Genomic DNA, 16,340 nt, shown 5'->3' on the forward strand with positions numbered 1-16,340 from the left:
TGATTACGCCAAGGCCTTCTTCGCCATCGTGGAGGAGACCCAGGCCGTCCGCGATAGATGGAACGCCTATATCCGCGAGCGTGATGCCCTTCCCCGTGCTACGCGGGTGGCGCGTGTGACGCAGTTCTTGAGCGAATATCGAGCATTGCGCGTGAAGCTGGAGTCGCTGAGCTTTCCAGGCCCGGCGGGCGAAGCCGCCGCCATCCAGCTTGAGGGCCTGCGCTCCCTTGAAGCAGCGATGGATTCCTATATCCGCTTCGAGCAGAACGGCCGCCAAGCCGACCTCAACACAGGGAACGATAGCCTGGGTCGCGGGGATAACCTCCACTTCGCGGGGCAAGATCTGCTCGTGGATGCGCTCACGGACAACAATATCCAAAGAGCAAGAGGTCTTCGGTAAGAACGGCTAACCGCCGCGCAGCGCCGCCAGGAGCGCCTTCCCCTTGTCCAGGGTCTCCTGGTACTCCGCCTCCGGATCGGAATCGGCGACGATGCCGCCGCCGACGTGGAAGTGGGCCATGCCGTCCTTCACCACCAGTGTCCGGATGGCGATATTCAGGTCGAAGTCTCCCGTGGCGCTCAAGTAGCCGATGGCTCCCGTATAGACGCCCCGGCTCACCGGCTCCAGTTCGTCAATGATTTCCATCGAGCGTATCTTCGGCGCGCCGGTGATGGAGCCTCCGGGAAACGCGGCCCGCAGGACTTCACCAGCCGTTCTCTCGCTAGGCAAGCGCGCCTCTATGGTGGAGACGAGGTGATGCACCGTAGGGAAGCGCTCCAGCGCCATCATCTTCGCCACCCGCACACTCCCGATCTCCGCTACGCGCCCAAGGTCGTTGCGCTCCAGGTCCACGATCATGATGTGCTCGGCGCGGTCCTTGGCGCTGGCCGCAAGTTCCCGCGCCAGCCGCCTGTCTTCGGCAGGCGTCGCCCCGCGCGGGCGTGTCCCCTTGATGGGGCGCGTCTCCAGCCTCTCGCCCGCGCGGCGAAGGAAGCGCTCCGGCGAAGCGCTGACAACGGCGAAGCTTTCGTACTGCAGGTACGCAGCGAAAGGCGCTGGGTTGATGCGGCGCAAACGCTGATAGAGCTCCCACGGCGCCCCTCTCCACGGCGCGCTGAAGCGTTGGCTCAGGTTCACCTGGTAGATATCCCCCGCTATGATGTGCCTCTTCGCCTCCCTTATCGCGGCGATGTAGCCGCCTTTGGTGAACGTCGCTTCCAGCTTCGCGGAAGATGCAGCCGGAGCAGGCCCCCTCGCCTCCGGTTGCGGTGGGCCGCCTATGGCTGCAAGCAGTCCCAGCATTCGCTCCTTCGCGCGCCTGGCCCGCTTCGCCGCCGTGCGTTCAGGCAGGCCCGTTGAGATGGCGTACGCCTTTCGCGTCACGTGGTCATAGGCGATGAGCGAATCGTACCAGCACAGCACTGATTCCGGCAGCTTCAGGTCGTCCTGCGGGCGGTCCGGCAATCGTTCGATGAGGCGACCGAGGTCATAGCCTAAGTAGCCCACTGCGCCGCCGATGAAAGGTACTGGGTAATCGCCCTTTGGGACGGGATACCGCCCAAGCAGGTCGTCTATCACATCAAAGGGGCCGGCCGTGAAGGTGCGTTTGCCCTGGCCGCCGATGACTTCAACCCTCCGCCCACTGCTCTTCACAACAAGGAAGGGGTCGCCGCCCAGAAAGGAATAGTGCCCGATCCGGCCATAGCCGCGCCCGCTCTCCAGCAGGAAGGGAAACGGCTGAGCGAGGAAGCGCTCAAAGAGCCGCGCAGGCGAAGGGGCGCGAGGAAGCTCGCGGATGAGGATGGGAGAAGACATAGGCAAGAATCATAGCAAGAAGAAGCCGATGGAAATGAACAGAATCAGGGGGAACTGTCACGCCTCCCAGTTGTAGCCCATCGCCTCCACGCCCGCCCGTCCAATGGCGATGTCTCCCTCGTTGGAGTCGCCGCTGACGCCGATGCCTCCCAGGCAAACGCCATCCTTCGTGAGGATCGGCACGCCGCCCTGGCCTGAGGAAGCCCGGGGGCCGATCGCCTCCTCCAGCGTGCGCCCTACGCCCTTGTACTTGGCGGAGAAGCTGGCTGAGCTCTCCTTGGCCACCGCCGCTGTGTACGCCTTGCGGGTGGAGACCTCTCCGCAAAAGGCCAGCGCCTCATCCTGCCGCAGGAAGTGGATCAGCTCGCCCCGATGGTCCGTGATGGCGATGGCCACGGGCCGCTTCGCGATGCGCGTTGCCATGTCCGCCATGGCGTTCATGGCAACGCGCGCCTCTTCAGCGCTCAAGGTCGGGCGCATATACATCGGGAGACCTCCAGAAGGGAATCGCCAGATTTTAGCACTTATTTAGCGCCATAAACGGAGACTTGGCTATAATGCCGCTCAATCTGGTGACCAAACTATGCAACAACTTAATGTCACAGTAGTCATCCCAACGTTCAACCGAAAACTTGGGCTACTTCGCAACTTGGCCAAAATCCCAAAAGACGTCGAAGTTATCGTAGTCGATGATGGGTCTCAGGACGGCACCGAACAAGCCGTGGCGCAGGTTCGTAGAGACAGCCTGGGTTCATATCAAGCAGGCCAATAAAGGCCCTGCATCAGCCCGAAACAAAGGAATCGAGGCAGCCTCAGGCGAGTACATCGCCTTTACTGATGACGACTGCGTTCCAGTGCATCCCTGGCCCTGGCCTCTAATTACTCGATTGGAACGCGAAACCACGCAAACAGCAGGCGCCGGAGGCCGGGTACTGCCCTTAGGGAAAGGGCTGCTCTCCCGCTACTACACCTTTCATCGAATCCTTGAGCCTCCTGAGTCATGCGCCTACTTGGTCACGGCAAATTGTGCATACCGCCGGAAAGCGCTTTTGGAAGTAGGTGGATTTGATGCCAGGATCAAACAACCGGGTGGGGAAGACCCAGCACTCTCCATGAAAATCAGACGCATGGGATATCACCTTGCATTTGAGCCCACTGCGCTGATCCTGCACGAATACAGGGAGAACCTGCGAGACTTCGCAAACACCTTCTATCGGTATGGCAAGGGTAATGTCTATGTCATGGGTTAGCGAACTTGCGCCTCAAAAGCTGTCTATCTCCAACGTATACAGAGATATGAAGTTCGCCTGGAGGAAATACTCATTGGCCAAGTTGCCACTATATGAACGAGCTGCTTTCTTGATTTTGCGAATCATCCAGAGACTAGCTTACAACGCTGGATGGCAATCAGGGCGTAAGGCTCGGGAACGGGCCAGGGATTCCTAATTCGGTGTCGGCGTGATGGGCTTGTGCACGTCGAGCTTGAAGAAGCTCGCCGGATTCTCCAGCAGGATCCTCCGTTTGAGCCCTTCCGGCACGCCTCCAAACGCCTCCTTGATGAACTCGCGCGATCTGGGGAATGAGCCGACCGAGTGCGGGAAATCGCTCCCCCACATCAGATTCTGAACCGGCAGGTGGTCCCTCAACTGTAGCGCCATCGGGTCGCGGATGATGCCGAACTGCACGTGTTCCCTGATGTACTCAGTCGGCGGCCTCTTCAGCGTCGCCTTGAACCAATCGCGAAAGACGCGGTAGTTATCGTCCATGATCCAAAAGTGGGCGGGCATCCAGCTGGCGTTCGTCTCCGCGAAGTAGAAGCGGATGGAGGGGAACCGGTCAAAGAGACCACTGGTGACCATATGCGCCAGGCACAGCATCGGCGCCATCCCGCCGGTGCGCTGGGTAAGGGCCGAGGCGAACTGCGCGTTGCCCGTGCCTGCGCCTCCGCCGCCGAAGTTCGGCTGACGGTCGCCGAAGTCGGCATGGGGAGAAAGGGCCACTCCGAGCGAAAGAGCCGTCTCCCAGAACCGGTCGTCCTCGGGATTCGGCGTGCCGCCGCCGTTCGGCCATTGGTGGATCGCCACGCCCCGCAAGCCCAGCGAATGGATGCGCTTCAGCTCGGCCACGGCATCGTCTATCCCCGTGATGGGTATGACGGCGTTGCCGATGAGCCGGTCCGGCGCTACCGAGCAATAGTCCTGGGCCAGGAAGGTGTTGTAGGCTTGCACCATGGAAAGATAGACTGGCCTATCTTTGACACCCTCCAAGAACTTCGTGGCGAAGATCGGCGGAAAGAGGACCTCGGCATCTATGCCGTCCATATCCTGTTCGCGCAGCCGCTGCTTGGCATCGCCGGCGCCGATGTGCGGCGACCCATCCGGATTGAAATAGCTGGCGTTGCGGAAGCGCACCGGGTCGCCCGCCGTGATGTTCTGCCCGTTGTGGAGCAGCGGCTGTCCTTCGATGATCCAGCCCTCGCCGCCCTCAGGCAGCTTCACCAGCCGGGGCGCGCGATCACGCCACTTGGCGGGGACGTACTTCACCCAGACATCGGGCGGGACTTCCACATGCCCATCGGAGGAGATGACCTGGTAGGTGCGCGCCATTGCAGGCTCCTTGGCAGACGTTCAAGCTGTCGCGAACGTTGTACCCCACGCCTGAAGAGAGTGTCAACGCGGCGCCGCGCAACCGGCTGCCCTTTGGGCAGATCATCTGGCGCGCCTTGTCCCTTCCCCTTTTATCGCATACGATACCTGGCACTTTGCGGAGGGTCACCGCGCCCGTGGCTTCCATCCTGGATTCCCAACTGCTGAGCGACGTCACCATCCTTGAATGGGGCGAATTCATCTCTGTGCCTACCTGTGGCCGTCTCTTGGCCGATATGGGGGCGGACGTCATCAAGCTGGAGCCGCCGGACGGCGATATCGCCCGCAAGGCGCCCCCCTTCATCCGCAGCAAAGGGGGCCCCGAGGCCAGCGCCCTCTTCCAGCACCTCAACATGGGCAAGCGCGGCATCACCCTGGACATCTCATCCACCAAAGACCTCGCTAAGCTTCACACCCTGCTTAACACCGTTGACGTCCTGGTGGAAGGCCAGCGTCCCGCCCTCATGGAGGCCCTCGGCCTCGATCACGCCGGGCTGCGCAAGCGTCACCCCCAGCTCAACGTCGTCTCCGTCACGCCATTCGGCAAGACCGGCCCCCGCCGCGATTGGCACGGCGCCGATATCGTCATCTGGGCCATGTCCGGCATCGCCACCGCTCACCCGCGCTTCGTCCCCAAGCCGGGTATGCAGCCTCTCGCCATGCCCGGCTATGCCGCCGATACCCTGGCCGGCTACTACGCCAGCTCCGCCGTCATGGCCGCCCTCGTCCGCCGGTGGCGGACGGGCGAGCCGAGCCTCGCCGATCTCTCCGCCCTTGACCTCCTCTTGAGCATCCTCCACGTCCGCATCGCCGGGTACGATTACGAGGGGAAGGTCATCCCCCGTGTGGGAGAGACGCCTCCCTCTCGCACGGTGCCGTGGGGCCTCTACCCATGCAAGGACGGCTACGTAGGCCTCTTTGTCGTCCAGGATGCCCAGTGGCAGGGCCTCATTCGCGCCATGGGCAAGCCCGATTGGGCGCTGACACCCCTCTTCGCGGGCTACAACGGCCGCGCCGAGCACGGCCCAGAGCTCACGGCCCTCCTCAAGACCTGGCTCGATGCACACACGATGCTGGACATCTATGAACGCTGCATGGCGAACGACGTTCCGTCCTGCGCCATCGTCCCCTTCAAGGACGTGGAGCGCAATCCCCAGCTGCTAGCCCGCAAGGCCTGGGAAGTCGTCCGGCATCCGCGGCTGGGCAAACTGCCCGTCCTCAGGCCTCCCTACCGCTGGGCAGGCCAGCGCTGGTCGCCCAAGCGCTTCGCCCCAAGGCTCGGAGAGCACAACAAGGCGATTCTGGGGGCTGGCACATGAACCGGCACCGCGTCGGAGAGATAGACTTCAGCCTAATCCCTTACTCCTTCCCCAAAAAGGAATGGGTATCCCCTTTGTCTTGGCAAAACTCGTTCGCCGTCAGCAGCAAAGCGTCCCTCCCTTCTCAGGGCAGGGATACAAAGGGGAGGTTACACCCATGAGCCTCCCCTTCCAAGGCCTCCGCATCATCGAGCTCGGCGCTGCCGTCGCCTCGCCCTACTGCGCCACCATGTGCGCCGACCTGGGGGCGGAAGTCATCAAGATCGAGTCCAAGCGCCGTCCCGATAACATGCGCCACGCCTCCACCACCGTGCCCACGCCTAACGGCCTGGATGGCGGCTTCCTCTACAACGCCATCAACCGCAACAAGCGCGGCATGAGCCTGGACCTGACCACTCGCGAAGGCAAGGCCCTCTTCCTTGACCTGGTGCACACCGCCGATGCCATTGTGGAAAATTACGCCGCCGGGACTATGGAGAGGCTCTTCAGCCTGGGCTACGAGCGCCTTCGCAAGGAGCGCCCCGACCTCATCATGGTCTCCCTCTCCGGCTATGGCGCCACAGGCCCCTACAAGGACCGCGTCGCCTACGGCATCGTCCTTGAAAGCCTCGCCGGCATGGTCCAGATGGAAGGCTATAAGGGCGGCCGGCCTTATGAGACGCCCATCACCTATAACGACTACATCTCCGCCCTTCACGGCTTCCAGCTCCTGTGCGCCGCCCTCCTGCGGCGGGACAAGACAGGCAAAGGCATCGCCATTGACTTCTCGGAGTTCGAAGAGACCCTCTTCCTTGTTCCCGAAGGCCTTTTCGATTGGCTCGTGAACCGCCGGGAACGCACCCGGGACGGCAACCATAGCGACTTCATCCCCATCCACGGCGTCTATCGCTGCAAAGGGAACGATGCCTGGGTTGCCATCGCCGTAGCCACCGAGCCCCAGTGGCGCGCCTTCTGCAACGCCATCGGCAGAGGCGATTGGCTCGCCGATGGCAAGCTCGCCACCCGCGAGGGGCGGATAGCTCAGCGCGAGATGCTGGAGGCGGGCGTCACCGCCTGGACGTCACAGCGTACCGCCGCAGAGGCGACGCAGCTGTTGCAGGGCGCAGGCGTTCCCGCAGGTCCCACCTACCAGGTTGACGAGGCTCTGGCCGACCCGCACGTCGTGGAGCGTGAGGTTATCGCCAAGGACACGATGCACCCCTACACCAAGGGGAAGCGCGTCCCGCTCACGCCCCTGCGCCTTGACGGCCTGCCGCGCGCCATGCGCCGGCCTGCCCCCACATGGGGCAAGGATAATGAGTACGTCTGCAATGAGCTGCTGGGAAAGACGGTGGCCGAAATGGAGCGATTGAAGGCGGCAAACGCCTTCAATTGACGCAGTCACTTCTCTCGCTCTGGGTCAGTCTCCCAGCGCCGCCTGCCGCTACTTCACCGCTAGGTTGTCCACCTCGGCATGCGTGATGAGCGGCGTCAGCTTCCCGAACCACGCCCCGAACTCCGCTCCGGCCTTCGGGTCCTTCATCGCCTTCTCCATATCGGCGTCCAGCTGGCCCAGGCTCGAAACTTCCCACTCCCAGATGATGCGGTCCGTCCTGCCCGAATTGTAGTCGCTCAGGATCCGCGCCTTGTACTTCATGCCGAACTTTATGAAGAGCTTCTCCCCCTGCTTCAAGAGGGCGATGATCTTGTCGCCCTCTCCGGGCTTCCCAAAGAACGTCCTGCGGTGCACGATAGCCATGCCATTGCCTACTTCGACTTGCCTAGGCGGCGGATTCTACCTCAGCCTACCCGGGGATTGCCAGCACTCGGCGCGCATTCCCCCCCATCAGCCGCGCGATGGTCGCCGCAGGCGCACCACCCTTCTTCAGGTCGGCTACCGCCTCTTTCGCCGTGCCTGTCTCCTGATTCGGGTAGCGCGACCCCCATGCCGCGATGGGCTTGAAGAGTCCGTGCATGCGGCGCACGCTTCCGTCGCAGGAATCGAACGTGACGGCGTTGGTGTGCCCCATGTAGACATGCTCAGGCTCAAGGCTCACCGGGTCTGCCTGCTGGGAGAGCCATAGGTACGTCTCGATCTTCTCCAGCGTTACCGGCAGCCACGCGCACCCTGAATGGGCGAACATCGTCTTCAGCTTGGGATACTTCTCCATCATCCCGTCCGCCATCATCGCCACCAGGCTCACGCCGCTATCCATCGTGTTCGCCACCAGGTCGGCCACGGGATGGCCGATCTTCATATTGGCGGAGACACGCTCCACAAAGGGAGCGTTCGTCTCCCACTCCACAGCCGCAGGCCCGCTGGAGGGATGGATGCACAGCGTCAAGCCAAGGCGCTCCATCTCGCCCCAGAGCGGCCTGAAGTACGGCTGGTGGAAGAATCGCCCGTTCCGATTGATAGGCCGCACCAGTGCCGCCTTGAAGCCCTCCTGTGCCACGCGCTGCGCCTCGGCGATGGCTAGCTCCACGTCCTGCCACGGCAGAACGGCCACGGGAAAGAGCCGCCGGGGCGCGGCCCTGCAAAAATCGGCCAGCCACCGGTTGTAGGCGCGTGCCAGGGCGGCGGCAGCCTGCGCATCGTCTACGATCGGGAAATATTCGAGGAAATACGTGGGGTAAAGTAGGGCCTGCCGCACGCCCATCGCATCCATGTCTTTCAGGCGCGCCTTGGCGTTGGAGGCCCCTGGGTTCGGCGCGTGCCGCTTCCGCAGGTCCATCCCGCCGATCCTCTTCGGCGTCATCCCCGGCTTCCAGATGGCGTGCCTGGGCAGGTTCGGCGTCGGCAGCTCCTTCGCCGCCTTGCCGTTTACCACAAAGGTCACGCCCCCCTTGCGATGCTCGCGCCAAAAGGCCTTCCGCGCCGCAGGGCGGTGCTTCGCCTCCAGATACGTCGTCCAGACGTCGTCCGGCTCCAAGACGTGGCTATCCGCGTCTAAAACAGCGATGGTTCGCTTTGTTGCAGGCATCGTTTACCCCTTGTCACCAGGCGTGCGACCCGCTGAAAATATCGCCCGCAGCCTGTGCTGTCAACGCGAGAGGCATCAGCGCCGCTGATAGCTCTCCCTTGCGCCGGATTGCGCCCCGCACGCTGGCACAGGCCCTTGCCCTGCGCTATGCTCCTGGGCATGCCCATGGCCACACCCGCATCAGCACAGCGCGGCTTCCTCTTCGATCTCCGCGTCCTTGAGCTCGCCGACCACAAGGGCGAGTTCTTGGGCCGCCTCTTGGCCGGCGCGGGCGCCGATCTCCTCAAGATCGAGCCGCCTCAAGGCAGCCCCACTCGCGCCATCGGCCCCTTCTACGAAGATAAGCCGGACCCCGAGCGAAGCCTGCACTTCTGGCATTACAACTTCGGCAAGCGCGGCATCTCCCTGGATATTGCGAAACAGGAAGGTGCAGCGCTCCTGAAGCGCCGCGCCGCGCGATCAGACATCCTTATCGAGACTTTTGCCCCAGGCTACATGGCAAGTCTTGGACTGGATTACGCGGCACTGCAGGCCGTCAACCCGAGCCTCATCTATGTCTCCATCACGCCCTTCGGCCAGACCGGCCCATGGCGCGATTGGAGATCCTCCGACCTCGTTCACCTCGCCCTCGGCGGCGTCATGATGAACTGCGGCTACGATCCGCAGCCCACCGGCGACTACGATCTGCCTCCCATCGCGCCTCAGATGTGGCAGGCCACGCACATCGCATGCAACCAGGCCAACATCGCCGTTCTAGGCGCGCTCCTTTACCGCGAGCGGACGGGCAAGGGCCAGCACATTGACGTCTCCATGCACCAGGCCGTCAGCTGCAACACGGAGGCCGATGTCCCCTACGAGGTCTATGGCCGCATCCCCCTCAAGCGCCAAACGGCCCGCCATGCCCTGCCCGCCGTCAACGCCCCAACCCTTGCCATCACCAAGGATGGCCGCTACCTCCACGTTGGGGCCTACAACACCAACATGCGCGGCGAAACCGGCGGCCACCGCCTCATCGTCGAGCTCCTCGAAAAGCACAAGTCGGCAGACGACCTCGGCGAGCTCTACCGGAAGGACCCGGCGAGCCTCCAATCGCCCAAGGTCGCGCGCCATCTGAACGATGTCATGCGACGCTGGGTGGCCGCCTATAAGTTCAACTCGGGGATCTGGGAGGAAGGCCAGCGCTCGCGACTCCACTGGGCGCCCATCCGCAGGCCGGAAGAGAACCTGGACGACCCCCACTGGCAGGCCCGCCACACCTTCACCCAGGTCTACCACAAAGAGTTGGGGCGCACCCTGCCCTACATCGCCGCGCCGTGGATGACCGAAACCTGCCCGCCGCGCCACGGGCCCCGCGCACCCAGCCTCGGGGAGCACAATGCCCAGGTCTACGGCAGGGAATTGGGCATGACCAAGGCCCAAATCGCCTCGCTCAGGCGGCGCGGCATCATCTAATCGTCGTCTTCTCTGCCGTTTCCTGGGGCGGCGCCCTGGATCACCGCGAGCCCGTCGGCTAACTGCTTGCGCTCAGCGGCCAAAAGCTTGGCCGATGGGTATAAGATCGTGTACTTCCCAGGCGGCATGGATATCGAAAGGACCGCTTCGGCCAGGTCATCCGCCTCTTGGACCCGGTCCCATTCAGAGAAGTTCAGCTCGTCCCGGCCCCTCTTCACATCGCTATAGATAAGCCATGACATTGGCGCGATGTTGGAGTACCACGGCCAACGTCGTCTCATTGCTGTGACAATCGAAGCATGCCTTTTTCGCCAGGGCGTGCGTCTGCGGGCTGTCCCACGCAGGCTCGCCGGTGACAGGAGGGTTGGCGTGGTCACGACCGTACGGGACGGCCTGCATCACGATAAACGCCAGGATTGCAAGCCCGATAAGAACGACGACGAGGCGCAGGAATAGGTTCTTTGGCAGAGGCAGGAGCTTCATGGGAGTTCACCTCGCCCATATAACTAAGGCAGTGGCGGGCGCACGGTGTGAATCATCTCTAGGAGTCCATGAAAAAGCCGTGGAATCCTTGCTGCGTCACAGCATGGGGTAGCCGCTCCGCAGTTAGCGGCAAAAGGACAAATCCAAGAAGCCTTGACTTGGATTAAGGCGCCGGTCGCTCTGTCTGGGCCTCTAAACCTTCTCGACCCCTGCTCCGTGCTCTCTGAACCTTGTTCCTCCCCTTTAGCCCACCATCACTTGCCCGGCGTCCACCACCAGCGTCTGCCCGGTGACGAACGCGCTATCGTCGCAGGCAAGAAAGACGGCCGCGCCGTCCACATCGTGGTCCTCAAGGACGCGGTTGAGCGCCGAGGCGCGGGCATAAGAGTCGAACGTCTTCGGCCCGTAGATCTTCTTCGCCGTCTCCGTCAGCGCAAGCCCGACACAGAGATGGTTGACGCGGATCTTGTGCTGGCCGGCATACCGAGCCATCGCCTTGGTTGCATAGGCAAGCCCGGCCTTGCTGAGCCCATAGGAGGGGATAGGCAGATGGTTCTCATCGTGGCCGTTCACGCCCAGGATCCTCGAATCGTAGGTATCGTATGCGCCTAAGTTGATGATGGAGCCGGAGCGCTGGCGGCGCATATACGGGAATGCAGCCCGCGAGCAGATGATGGCGCCGATGAGGTTCACATCCATCATCTTCCGCAGATGCTCTAACGAAAGGTCGGCGATATCCGGCGATTCCCGGTGCTCCGCCGCGTTCACCAGCACGTCAATCTTCCCCAACCGCTTGGCGACCAGCTCCATAACCGTTTCCACCTTCCCCGCATCCGTCACTTCAAGCACCATGGCGTGGGCCTTCCCGCCACCCTTCACGATCGCCTCTTCCACCTGGAGCGCCGCATCGACGCGGGCGTCCACTATTACAATATACGCCCCCTCATAGGCAAAGCGCTGGCAGATGCTCATCCCGATTCCCTGTCCCGCCCCGGTAACAATCGCGACACGGTCTTTCAGCCTCATAGCCCACTCCTAAATTTGGTCTAAAACTTATTTTATCACAAAATTCAGGCAAATGGGTACTTGGGAAGGTCTCCAAATAAACCTGAAGACGCTGCTACCGACCCTTGAACCGTGGCTTTCGCTTCTCCCTAAAGGAGGTCACCGCCTCCAGAAAGTCTTCCGTCTGCCCCACGCTCTTGTAGCCCGCTGATTCAAACAGCAGCTGGTGCTCCAGCGGCACCTCCATGCCAAGGCGGAGATTCCGCTTCGCGTGAATCATGGCGATGGGCGGCTTCTCTGCGATCTTGGCCGCCAGCGCCATCGCCGCCGGCAGCAGCTCGCCGTCCGGCACCACGCGGCTCACCAGGCCGATGCGCTCCGCCGTTGCCGCCTCTATGGGCTCGGACGTGAACGTCATCTCAGCCGCCCAGGAAAAGCCGACGGTGCGCGGCAGGAAAAACGAGCCTCCGGCATCCGGCAGGAGCCCGCGGTCCACCCAGGCCGTGATGAAGCGCGCCGATGCCGCCGCGATGCGGATATCCGCCGCCAGGGCTATCGAAAGCCCGGCGCCCACCGCCACGCCGTTGATCGCCGCGATGAGCGGCTTTTCGAAGCGGTAGATCTCCTGGATGAAGTTCCCCACCGGGTCAATGAACTGCTCCCGCACGTCTATCCCCGCGATGCTGCCCACAGCCTGCGTCACCACGTCCGCCCCGGAGCAGAATCCCCGTCCCGCCCCGGTAATGACCGCCGCGCGCACCTCCGGGTCTCTGCTTAGCTTGCTGCACAGGCCCGCCAGCTCCAGCCGGTCCTTCATCCGAAAGGCGTTCAGCCGCTCCTCCCGGTTCAGCGTCAGCAATGCGACATGGTCTCTCTTCTCAACCAGCACGTACGGCTTCTCGGTGGTCATAGGTGTGCCTTTCGGTGAAACTCGCCGCTATTCTAGGCGACACCGATCGCATCCGCTACCGCGCCTCGCCCCTTGGTATACTGCGGGCGGCCACTTTGCCAGGGAGCATCGCCATGACCGACGCAAAACTCTTCGATGTCCTCTACAGCCAGCGTGCCGTTCGCAAGTACAAGCGCGACCCGGTGCCTAAGCACCTCATCCATAAAGTCATAGAAGCGGCAACCAAGGCCCCCAGCGCCGTCAATATGCAGCCCTGGCGCTTCGTCGTTGTCACTGAGCCTGCCAAGGTCCGCTGGGTCGCCGAGCTCTATAGCCGCACCTGGCGCGAGAACAACGCCAACCCTTCGGCCAAGACCTATCTGGCCGATAAGGATCAGAAGGTCCTCCAGCACGCCCACGAATTCGGCATGGGCGGCATCTTCGAGGTCCCCTGTTTCATCTTCGTCTGCAGCACCCAGCCCAGCGCCGAGATTTCCATCCTCCAGGCGAGTCAGAACCTCATGCTCGCCGCCCGGGGCCTTGGCCTCGGCACCATCTTCACCACGCTGCTCGCGCGCTATTGGGGCGATGTGAAAAAGTACCTCGGCATCCCGGAAAACGTCCACATCGTCTGCATGATTCCCCTGGGCTATCCTTCATCCCCGGCGGCCTTCGGCCCTACGCGCCGCCTTCCCGTGGAAGAGGTCGCCTTCCAGGATGCCTGGGGAACGAAATTCTTGTAGAGGAGTTGCTTCTATGCCTCGCAGCAATACGATCCCAGAATATCGACTGCGCGGGAGTCTCCTGCGGTGCTTGAAACTGACCGGACGTTCTCGTGAGCGGGTTGCCAGAGCCCTTTCTGCGCTTGCCGAGCCGAGCATAGCTGTTATCACACCTGAGGACTTTTGGATGCCTCAAGGGTTGGATATGCCAGAGGAGGCCAAGCTCGGCCAACATGAGCCTTTTCTCACATCTGAGACCAGAGAGAGCCTAACCCAATGGTGGCTAGAAGTCCCAAGAAATGCAAATACACCAAACTGGGACATCGCATCTACATGCAGAGTAAGTGGCCGCAAGGGCCTTCTGCTTATTGAGGCTAAAGCGCACAGCAACGAACTTTCATCTCTAGGGAAAAGCAGTCCTAGATCGAGAAACGGCTGGAAAAATCATGAGAAGGTTGCAACGGCTATCAGTGAAGCAAACGATGCCTTGAACCGAATCGCGCCAGGTTGGTCTCTTTCGCGCGACTCACATTATCAACTAAGCAACCGTTTCGCCTGGGCGTGGAAACTCACCTCTCTGAAAGTACCTGTTGTGCTGGTTTATCTCGGTTTCCTAGACGCAAATGAAATGGACGACCAAGGGCAACCTTTCGCAAGTCCATCAGCCTGGGAAAATTGCATACGAGCTCATGCACACGGTGTCGTACCAGACAGTGTCTGCGGCAATATGTTAGATATCGCTGGCACTCCGTTCTGGCCCTTGATTCGTACGGCATAAAGCTGGGCGAGTTCCAACGTTCACCCTTCCGATTTACGGCATAAAAATCCCGCCTTCGTCACTGCTCCAGTGGAGGAGCAGAGCATCGGCGGGATGATGAAGTCCAGAGAAAATTACTTAGACTTCAAAAAGCGCAGGCTGCTTCTGCTTCAGCGCTGAGACCGTCCTCCGTGGCGTGATCGCCAGCGCCGCCGAATCGTCGTCCTTCTCCTGCTTGGATGGCTTGCGTGCCTCATCCATCAGCTTCAGGTAATCGCCCACCTGGTCCGTCATCGCGATGTGTCCCCGCTCACGCAGCCTGCCGAACAGGTCCATCTCCCACTCGATGCCCACCGTCGGGTGCGGCATGAACGATTTGATGGACTGATAGCCCATGATGGAGAGCGAGCCGGGCCCCTTGGTGCGCAGCGGCTGCAGCCAGGAGAGCATGATGTCCCGCCCTGTCAGCCCATTGCGGAAGGCCTCTGCCGCCAACTCTTTGCGCTCGGAGTCGGAAAGATCGAAGAACGTCGGGTCCAGCTGGTCCTTCAGCATTTTCCCGATGGCGTCGGCCGAAGGTCGCGAGACGAAGAAGATGTTGTCCCCGGCGCGCGAGATGAACGCTTCGTCTATCCGCAGGGGGTCGTTCGTCGTCCCAACGATGATGACCGTGGAGACGCCGCCCGCATCCATCACCTTCTTGCGCAGCGCCAGCATCTCCTCCCGCGTCTCCTTCGTCCACATATCCTCCGGGAACTGGATATCGCCCTTGCTGTCCTTCTTCCCCAGTTTCCGCACTTCCTCGGAGAGCTTCTGCCGCAGCTTCACCACGTCCGGGTCGTTCCACAGCGCCTTGATGCGCAGCTCTGTCTCCAGCTCCTGCACGCCCTGCACGTCCTGGATGAGCGAGTTCACGATGTCGCGGTACTCTTCGTGCGTGTTCTTATCTGCCCGGTTGGAGACCAGCGAGTCAATCTCGTCCAGCACCAGCAGCACCGTGGAGCCGCGGTTGCACTCGGAACGCGCCGCATCGAGGATCTGTTGCGCGTTCCGGGCGGACATGCCCAGGTACGGGTCTTTGATCTCCGTCGCCTTGATGATCTTCAGCTTCACGTCCAGCTGGGAACCGTCGCTCGTCGGCAGGGCCAGCTTAGAGGCCATCGCCTTCGCCAGCATCGTCTTGCCGCAGCCGTACGGACCGAAGAGCATAAAGACCCGCGGCGGCATGCTCTTCCTGATAAGGAACCACTCGGGGTGCGTCAGATAATAGAGCGATTGGTCAATCCGGGCCTTCACATTGCCCAGCCCGGCGATCGCTTCAAAGTCGGATGGGGCAACCGTATCCCACTTGATCTGCACAGGCCCTTGCGTCGCCGTGGCCACATTGGACTGCGCGCGCTGGTTGCCCTGCGCGCTGGGGCCGGGAGCGGGCGGCGGTGGCGGCGTCAGGTCCGTCGGCTGCACGCTCACACGCTCGCCTTCCTTCAACGTCATCGCCAGGCGGCGGGGGAGCTTCACCTGGCTGGCGGGCAGCTTGGGATCGGTGATGAACGGCGTGACAAAGAATGTAGATGAGCCGGTGACGGTCAGAGAATCTTTCGCAGCAGCGCCCAGCTCTTCCATCGTGGCCGGGCTGATAACGGCCGCCTCCCCTTGGACCTTCTCTGCGACGACAAGATAGCGTGTTGCCATAGGTGCCCACCGGCATATTCGGTACGCCCGCCCCCTCCGCAAGGGAGGGGGCGGGGACCGGAGTGTGTTCGAAACTGCGGACGAGTGCGAGCTACTACTGGTTGAACATGTTGTCCAGGCGGTCGTCATCGAGCCCGCCGTCAACATGCATGTGCTCTTCTTCGTCCTCTGCCTCGCGGCGCTTGATCATGTCAACCAGCGGATCGCCGGAGGCCTGCTCGTCCAGGCGCAGGACCTTGCTCAGCTTGCCGAGCTTCCAGGATTGGCCGCTCAGTTCAAGCTCAAGGATGTTGAAGTCCACCGTGTCCTTGGCCACTTCGAGCTTCGCCAGCTCGTTCTCCACGATCTCCTGCTGCTTGCGGAGCCAGTCCGTGCCCAGGCGGCTCAGAAGCTGCTCGCGCAGGATGACCTTGCGGGCGCGGACGCGCGCCGCCGCCTTCAGCTCTTCCTGGAGGGAATGGAGCTGCTTCGCGTCCAGCTTCTGGAGATACAGCTTGAACTGCTGGACCTCGGCGTTCTGAACTTCACCAGGAGCAACCTCCTGGATCATCTGGTCAATGGCGGCTGGGGTGAGGGTTTGCGCTACGGTCGCCATGG

Annotated in this window: 16 protein-coding genes and 1 pseudogene; 7 read left to right on the forward strand and 10 right to left on the reverse strand. The window is 62.1% G+C overall.

The features are described from left to right. Nucleotides 1-406: 406 nt before the first annotated feature. Nucleotides 407-1,816 carry an aminodeoxychorismate synthase component I gene (gene pabB, locus FJ039_06490; GenBank protein ID MBM4405814.1) on the reverse strand — a complete coding sequence of 470 codons (1,410 nt, stop codon included), beginning with the start codon at nt 1,814-1,816 and terminating at the stop codon, nt 407-409. A gap of 57 nt (nt 1,817-1,873) precedes the next feature. Further along, nucleotides 1,874-2,302 (reverse strand): heme-binding protein, encoded by a 429-nt coding sequence (locus FJ039_06495; protein ID MBM4405815.1) that lies wholly within the window; start codon nt 2,300-2,302, stop codon nt 1,874-1,876. 97 nt (nt 2,303-2,399) lie between these two features. On the opposite strand from FJ039_06495, the gene FJ039_06500 reads away from it, so the two are divergent. Together FJ039_06500 and FJ039_06505 are read left to right on the forward strand one after the other, a co-directional pair. Further along, nucleotides 2,400-2,588, forward strand: coding sequence for a glycosyltransferase (locus FJ039_06500; GenBank protein ID MBM4405816.1), 189 nt, complete (start codon nt 2,400-2,402; stop codon nt 2,586-2,588). Beyond that, nucleotides 2,506-3,066 carry a glycosyltransferase gene (locus FJ039_06505; protein MBM4405817.1) on the forward strand — a complete coding sequence of 187 codons (561 nt, stop codon included), beginning with the start codon at nt 2,506-2,508 and terminating at the stop codon, nt 3,064-3,066. Before FJ039_06500 ends, FJ039_06505 begins: the two co-directional genes overlap by 83 nt. 192 nt (nt 3,067-3,258) lie before the next feature. On the opposite strand, the gene FJ039_06510 is transcribed toward FJ039_06505, so the two are convergent. Then, nucleotides 3,259-4,422, reverse strand: coding sequence for a hypothetical protein (locus tag FJ039_06510; protein MBM4405818.1), 1,164 nt, complete (start codon nt 4,420-4,422; stop codon nt 3,259-3,261). On the opposite strand from FJ039_06510, the gene FJ039_06515 reads away from it, so the two are divergent. Both FJ039_06515 and FJ039_06520 read left to right on the forward strand, forming a co-directional pair. After that, nucleotides 4,422-5,780, forward strand: a complete 1,359-nt coding sequence (locus FJ039_06515; protein MBM4405819.1) for a CoA transferase — start codon at nt 4,422-4,424, stop codon at nt 5,778-5,780. The genes FJ039_06510 and FJ039_06515 overlap by 1 nt on opposite strands. A gap of 61 nt (nt 5,781-5,841) precedes the next feature. Then, nucleotides 5,842-7,155, forward strand: a complete 1,314-nt coding sequence (locus FJ039_06520) for a CoA transferase (protein MBM4405820.1) — start codon at nt 5,842-5,844, stop codon at nt 7,153-7,155. A gap of 48 nt (nt 7,156-7,203) precedes the next feature. On the opposite strand, the gene FJ039_06525 is transcribed toward FJ039_06520, so the two are convergent. Both FJ039_06525 and FJ039_06530 read right to left on the reverse strand, forming a co-directional pair. Then, a complete protein-coding gene (locus FJ039_06525) occupies nt 7,204-7,518 on the reverse strand; it encodes a hypothetical protein (protein MBM4405821.1) in 315 nt (104 codons plus the stop codon). 46 nt (nt 7,519-7,564) lie between these two features. Further along, the gene (locus FJ039_06530) at nt 7,565-8,743 is read right to left on the reverse strand and encodes a hypothetical protein (GenBank protein MBM4405822.1); all 1,179 of its coding nucleotides are present in this window, start codon (nt 8,741-8,743) and stop codon (nt 7,565-7,567) included. Nucleotides 8,744-8,878: 135 nt separating this feature from the next. Between FJ039_06530 and FJ039_06535 the strand changes: the two genes are divergently transcribed. Then, a complete protein-coding gene (locus tag FJ039_06535; GenBank protein ID MBM4405823.1) occupies nt 8,879-10,195 on the forward strand; it encodes a CoA transferase in 1,317 nt (438 codons plus the stop codon). On the opposite strand, the pseudogene FJ039_06540 reads toward FJ039_06535, so the two are convergent. The 3 genes and pseudogenes from FJ039_06540 to FJ039_06550 all read right to left on the reverse strand — a co-directional run bounded on the left by FJ039_06540 (nt 10,192) and on the right by FJ039_06550 (nt 12,593). Continuing rightward, nucleotides 10,192-10,678: pseudogene (locus tag FJ039_06540) on the reverse strand (cytochrome C). The gene FJ039_06535 and the pseudogene FJ039_06540 sit on opposite strands and share 4 nt — an antisense overlap. 243 nt (nt 10,679-10,921) lie before the next feature. Next, nucleotides 10,922-11,704, reverse strand: a complete 783-nt coding sequence (locus tag FJ039_06545; GenBank protein MBM4405824.1) for an SDR family oxidoreductase — start codon at nt 11,702-11,704, stop codon at nt 10,922-10,924. A gap of 94 nt (nt 11,705-11,798) precedes the next feature. Continuing rightward, complete coding sequence (locus FJ039_06550; protein MBM4405825.1) at nt 11,799-12,593, reverse strand: hypothetical protein; 795 nt, start codon at nt 12,591-12,593, stop codon at nt 11,799-11,801. Nucleotides 12,594-12,706: 113 nt separating this feature from the next. Here FJ039_06550 and FJ039_06555 point away from each other — a divergent pair, with 113 nt between their 5' ends. Both FJ039_06555 and FJ039_06560 read left to right on the forward strand, forming a co-directional pair. After that, entirely contained in the window at nt 12,707-13,315 is a 609-nt protein-coding gene (locus FJ039_06555; GenBank protein ID MBM4405826.1) for a hypothetical protein, read from the forward strand. 70 nt (nt 13,316-13,385) lie between these two features. Next, entirely contained in the window at nt 13,386-14,072 is a 687-nt protein-coding gene (locus FJ039_06560) for a hypothetical protein (protein MBM4405827.1), read from the forward strand. A 117-nt stretch (nt 14,073-14,189) separates the two neighbouring features. Here FJ039_06560 and FJ039_06565 read toward each other — a convergent pair whose 3' ends face one another. Further along, a complete protein-coding gene (locus tag FJ039_06565) occupies nt 14,190-15,890 on the reverse strand; it encodes an AAA family ATPase (protein ID MBM4405828.1) in 1,701 nt (566 codons plus the stop codon). Beyond that, nucleotides 15,838-16,338, reverse strand: coding sequence for a hypothetical protein (locus tag FJ039_06570; protein MBM4405829.1), 501 nt, complete (start codon nt 16,336-16,338; stop codon nt 15,838-15,840). The genes FJ039_06565 and FJ039_06570 overlap by 53 nt, the downstream gene beginning before the upstream one ends. Nucleotides 16,339-16,340: the final 2 nt, after the last annotated feature.

This window comes from Chloroflexota bacterium (assembly GCA_016875535.1).
Classification (GTDB): Bacteria; Chloroflexota; Dehalococcoidia; order SHYB01; family SHYB01; genus VGPF01.